This window comes from Sphingomonas sp. Leaf208 (assembly GCF_001421415.1).
Taxonomy (GTDB): Bacteria; Pseudomonadota; Alphaproteobacteria; order Sphingomonadales; family Sphingomonadaceae; genus Sphingomonas.
On the sequence record NZ_LMKH01000025.1, the window covers coordinates 1 to 5,302 of the forward strand.

At 55.1% G+C, this 5,302-nt stretch carries 4 protein-coding genes; 3 read left to right on the top strand and 1 reads right to left on the bottom strand.

All coding sequences use genetic code 11. The annotated features are described in order from the left end of the window. Positions 1 to 532, top strand: a 532-nt coding sequence (locus tag ASE69_RS22435; RefSeq protein ID WP_162236885.1) for a hypothetical protein, incomplete at its 5' end; no start/stop codon positions are given. 12 nt (positions 533 to 544) lie between these two features. After that, positions 545 to 1,570 carry a hypothetical protein gene (locus ASE69_RS12525; protein WP_056487129.1) on the top strand — a complete coding sequence of 342 codons (1,026 nt, stop codon included), beginning with the start codon at positions 545 to 547 and terminating at the stop codon, positions 1,568 to 1,570. Positions 1,571 to 1,663: 93 nt separating this feature from the next. On the opposite strand, the gene ASE69_RS12530 is transcribed toward ASE69_RS12525, so the two are convergent. After that, complete coding sequence (locus ASE69_RS12530) at positions 1,664 to 3,136, bottom strand: HAD family hydrolase (RefSeq protein ID WP_056487132.1); 1,473 nt, start codon at positions 3,134 to 3,136, stop codon at positions 1,664 to 1,666. A gap of 214 nt (positions 3,137 to 3,350) precedes the next feature. On the opposite strand from ASE69_RS12530, the gene opgC reads away from it, so the two are divergent. After that, positions 3,351 to 4,490: an OpgC domain-containing protein gene (gene opgC, locus ASE69_RS12535; protein ID WP_056487135.1), complete on the top strand. Its 1,140-nt coding sequence runs from the start codon at positions 3,351 to 3,353 to the stop codon at positions 4,488 to 4,490. Positions 4,491 to 5,302: the final 812 nt, after the last annotated feature.

The following is a 5,302-nucleotide window of genomic DNA, read 5'->3' on the forward strand; positions in this document are numbered from 1 at the left end:
CGAGTTTGAACTCTCGGCTGAACTTCCGTCGTTGCATTTACACCCTCCGGTTCCGAAAACACCTTATCTCGGTGTCCACGAAACCGGCAGCAGCTCAGGTGGTGCCCCGCTTCGCATATCGCTGCACACGGCAACGGCGACGTCGTACAACGTCGACAGCCATAACACCGCACTCTACGCGGATACGTCCGCCAGCCCAGCTCGCGTCTGGTCAGAAGGCGGCAAAGGCGTGGGCGGCACGAAGGGTGCTGGTGCGGTGCCGTTTGAAATCTTGATGCCTGACGAGTCCGTCGCACCGAACTGGGGCGCGGTCTATTACCCGGCCATCTCAACGCTCGGCATGGCGACGTACCGCATGGAGTTGACGATGGTCCAAGCTGCCGAGTCCCTGGCTGAGGCAGCTTGTGCGTCACTCGATAGTGGCGTGACCATGCAGGTGCAGGCTTGCACCGACAGCGGCTATAACGCGCTGCGTACCATCATGATGGCCGCGCCCGAGTTCGTCGCTCCTGTTCTTCCGCAGACCGCATAAGGAAACGCTCAAATGATCCGCAATTTACTCGCAACGACCGCCGCGACGGCCCTGATCACCACGCCGGCCTACGCGGACGTTCGCCCGCAAGCCGGAAAGGTGTACGAGAACATCGTCAGCAACGGTTCGTATAAGTTCCTGGAGAGCAAAAAGGGTGACGCCAACCGCGTGACGGTCCGGAACGCGAAGCTGACGGTCTCCCGCATCGGCTTCCAGATCAACACGTTGGTGAAGGGCTTTGTTTTAGACCGCGTCACCGTCGCTGCCACGAAGGTGAACAAGGGCGGCGACTTCCCCGCTGGCCTCGTGGTCGGCGCAGGTTCCGGCCCGAGCGAGGTGACAGTCTCCGACGCCGAGTTCAGCGGTTTCACCATGGATCAAGTGCCGGACAAATATACGAACGGCGATGGCGTCGATTGCAGCACTCGGACCGCTAGCCTTCGTATCAGCCGCACCTACCTGCACGATAACAGTGACGGCGGGCTCGATACCAAGTGCATCACGGTCGCCGATGACCTGACGGCAGCGCGCAACTACCGAAATTTCCGGATCTGGGGTCAGTTCACCGGCACGAAGCTGACTAGCGTTGATCCACGCAATGCGCACGTCTGGATCAGCGGCGGCGCGGCGCAGGTGGTAACGATTGATCGTCTCGTCGTTAAAAACACCGTCAACACCGCATCCGTGCTGTTCATCGCATCAGAGTTGCCGGTGACGGTTCTCGTCAAGGCATGTGAGGTAGCCGTGCTGCCCGGGACGCTGCTGCAATCAGGAGGCAAGAACGCGCGCGTCACCTGGGGTCCGACGTGCCTCCGTGATGCGAAGGGCTACGCGATCAACACAGCGATCATGCCGGCTAAAGCTGCAACTGCCCCCGCGGCCCCGGTGCCGCAGATAGTCGATGCCGGTCAGTTGCTGCCGGATGGCAAACCTGATGGCCTGATTAAGCTCGGGGCCAAGTGGGCGAAGGTGCTCGGCCTGAAGCCGAACACTATCGTCCGCCACCTTGATGGCTATCGGTACCAAGTCGTTCGCTAGGCTTTGCGCTTGTTGATCACAGCCGGAAGATGGCGGTGAGGGCAATCCCCCCGGCGCGGTCACCCTCCGAAATGGTTGGAGGAAACAATTCGCTCAGGTTTTAGAGGGCCGGTCAAGACGGTGAACGTTCGATAGCACCTTGCGCCGCTCAAGCCGCCACGCCTCGAAGGCAAACAGCGGCAGGCATAAGATCGCCGGGGTCCAGTAAGAGGACCAGTTCCCGGTAAGCGCAGGAGGCAGAAGAAGCGTTAGCGCAATTACCAACTTTATCGTCTGATACGGCATGACGGGCCACTTATACCCATCACTTGTCCGTTGCAGACGATAGACGAGATACTCAATCCATTTTGCCAATATTTCGCTGGCGATTATGGCTGCAACGACAGGCGTATATAACACGACGACGAGCACCGCTCCGCGGCGGAATGCTTGAAGCGGGACGTAGAGCCAGACCCGGGTCGCCTTATCCATTCGGTTGTAAAGCCAGTACGTGGCTTGAAGTCCGCAAAGTACAGCCAGCCAAACAAGGGCGGTCGTCATCACCGTAGGCATCGCTACCAGCAAGCTTCCGATCAAACCAAGGGCAAGTGCCACCCCCCATGCTCTCAGCGGAAATCGGCGGTCGTCGAATGCAACGGCGGCAGACGTCAGTTGAGGGTCGCTCTCATATAGCTTGGCAGTTACGTCGTTGTCGTAATACCCGACCTCATAAACTGCCCACATCGAGTAGAACAAGCATATCAAACCCAAGATATGCGAGAGCGTGAATGATGTGCTCAACCCCACTAAAAGCCACGGCAACAGGTCCTCTCGCAACAGCTTTCGCGACGCCCTCATTCTCGGCTTTTTGACGTAGGTAATGTAGTCACCGGGAACGTATGCGACGCCCTTAAACGCTTTGTCGAAGATCGCTCCCGTCCACTGCGTCAGGCACGGCACAGCGCAAACCTGAAGAAGCGGTGTGTCTGTACGGGAGTCCGTTATGACAATGGAGCTCGCTAGAAATTCGTCATCGTATCTCGTTCTTAGGAGAGCTAGTTTTCCGTTCGCTCGATCCCGCAAATAGAGAAGGCGACAGGCAACAAGGGTAGGTTTCTCCAAGCCAAACGCGTTCATCATTGGCTCGATGACGATGCGGAAGCCGTTGGTCGCCACAATGACATGGTCACCATTTGAGCGCAGGCCTTCAACCAGTTGCCGATTCAGGCGACTGGGAACGACTTTGCGGCAGAAGCGGCGCCATCTCAGTAGCGTCCATGGAAAGAGGGCTACTACTAGCAGCAGTCGCCAATTGTCGCGGGTATCTTTGCGCCTGACGAAACGCCACGGTGCTGCCATGTCAAGCAAGCGAAGCAGATAGGCAGCGATAAGGGACGGCTGGGCGAGGCGGATGAAATCCTCTGTCGAATTGTGGAGATACAATGTTTCATCTAAATCAACGATGATGCCGCCCTGATGCTGTTCTAGCCTACAGAGGGTCTGAGTGGCAGTAATTTCGTCGATGAGGACGAAATCGCGGTTCGGCAACGTCACCTCCCCGATCGCCCCTTGCGCCTGCGTAATCACGGCTAATCCCCCACAACCGAAGAAGCTCGAATAGCAGCAACGTGACCGACGGGGTAGCGGTAACAATCAGGTATCAACTTAACCTATCTCAACATGGATGCCATTGTAATAAACGGACGGCAGTAGAGTCTGGGTATCAATTTGCCAGGCGTACTTTAGACATATATGCCGTCGTAATCAGCGCCACTGGCGCGATAGAACCGGGGGGGTTTAATTGCGCATCGATATCATCGACGGCATTCGCGGCCATCTTTTGATCGGCATGCTTGTTGCCCACCTAAGCTTCCAACCAGATACGACGTGGTTTCGGTTTATCCACCACCACTTTGTCATTGGATTATACGATGCGGAGTTTTTTGTCCCAGTAGCCGGCTTTCTCATCGGCGTTATGCTTATGGGCAAGCTCAAGGAACCTCGCAGATTTTGGGCGTTCCTCAAAGGTCGACTTTGGACAATATACAAGTACTACATCCTGTCGGCTATTCCTTTTCTGCTGATAACCGTAGGATTTTTCAGTCAAACAGCCGGCATATTGTCTGCTTATGACACCGGTGATCTTTTACTGAATACTGTTTTTGGCCAGCGAGGTGGAATGTACTCTGACATTCTCCCGATGTATTTCTATGATTTCCTTATGCTAGTAATATTTTGGAAGATATTTGGCGTGAGACCCGAACTGTGGTTGGCAGCCTCAGTTATAACTTACGTTTTTTCACAGATTTATCCTAGTCACGGTTTCTTTGGCCTGAGTGATTTCGTGCTATTTAATATAGCCGCATGGCAAATCATTTTCTTTGCTGCGGTGTTTGCAGGCCATCGGTCGGATAAAATACCTGCTCTGTTCAGAATCGGTTACCCTTGGCAACGTTACGCCATTTTCGCCTGTCTGTGTGTCGCCACAATAGTTTTGCGGAGTAAGCTGTTTTACGATCCTGCAGATGTTGCCAATTACAGTTTTTCCACGACCGTGCGTAAGCAGCTGCATCCGCTACATCTTCTACATACTACCATTGCGATATCGATGTTGGTTGTATTACTCGCATCTCAAGACCGCGCCATCAAGTTGATTTCTGCGCCGATCCGATCATATTTTGCATTGCCTGTAATTCGGGCAATCGGTAAGTATTCAATTCAGATGTTTGTCTTTCACGTGTTCCTGATGGCCGCTTTCATCGAAATCAATCCCCAGCTAGGAAAGATTGCGAGTGCAGCACTTGGACTGTCGTTTCTCGTAGCCTTCGTGGCCGCGCCGAATTTGTGGAGACATTTCACTTGCGGAAAAAGGATTGAGCATGCTGGCGAGAATGTCTCCATCCGTCCAGTCAACTCCGCGATTGCAGCGTCTAGCAACTGAAACCGAATTTTCAAAGTATCTACAGAAAGCGCACTTGGCCCCTTTGTCCGCATGATGGACAAAGGGGATCGAGATGCCTCAAGACCGGCCCGGCGGCTTTAACCTGGGACCAGTTGGTGAAGGTCGCGCACTCGCCGGAAAAGCCATCTAGATTGTAGATTTCGCACATCGAACTTAGCGGGACGTCATTCTCCGATAGCCGCAACGTGCCGGAATGCCCACATTCGCAGACCACTGGGCTTCTGGTTTGGATCGTCATTCCTGAAGGTTACTTTCGGCTAGCTGGCGCACCGGCGCGGTCCTAATCAAGACACCTCCAACCTTCGGATGCGGCTCAGGTCCGTTTGTGGCACTCACCGCGGCATTAGCGATGCCCTCGTCGTCTCGCTAGCCGGCCAGATTACTTCCCGATGATAATGGCGGAAAAAAAGTTCCTCGCTCTCTGAGGTGCGGCGCAAAGCAAAACGGAGATCGAGGAAGTATGACCGAGCGGCCGAGCTCGGGCGTCGGTCCATCACGGTTGAAGATGCTGCAAAATCAGGATTGAGTCGGTCAAGGGCGTGACAACTTACGGTAGTCTTAGCGCCTGATGAGCCGCGACCGCCATCTCGCGAAAGGCCGTCTTCCAGGTCGCACCAGCGTCCCCCCACGGCGTCCGGTCCTCCACGCGCTCCATACGGCTTTCCCACATGTACGCTGCAACGTGCTCGATCAGTAAGCGTGGTCTGAAGGTCGCCTTGTAGGCGGAGCGTTCAACGGGTTGATGGCGGCTCTTTGAACGAGGCCGTGATGTCAGACGAGACTATCGAACC

Coding starts and splice junctions, on each gene's coding strand:
- ASE69_RS12525 (WP_056487129.1), top strand. CDS start 545: ATGATCCGCAATTTACTCGCAACGACCGCCGCGACGGCCCTGATCACC.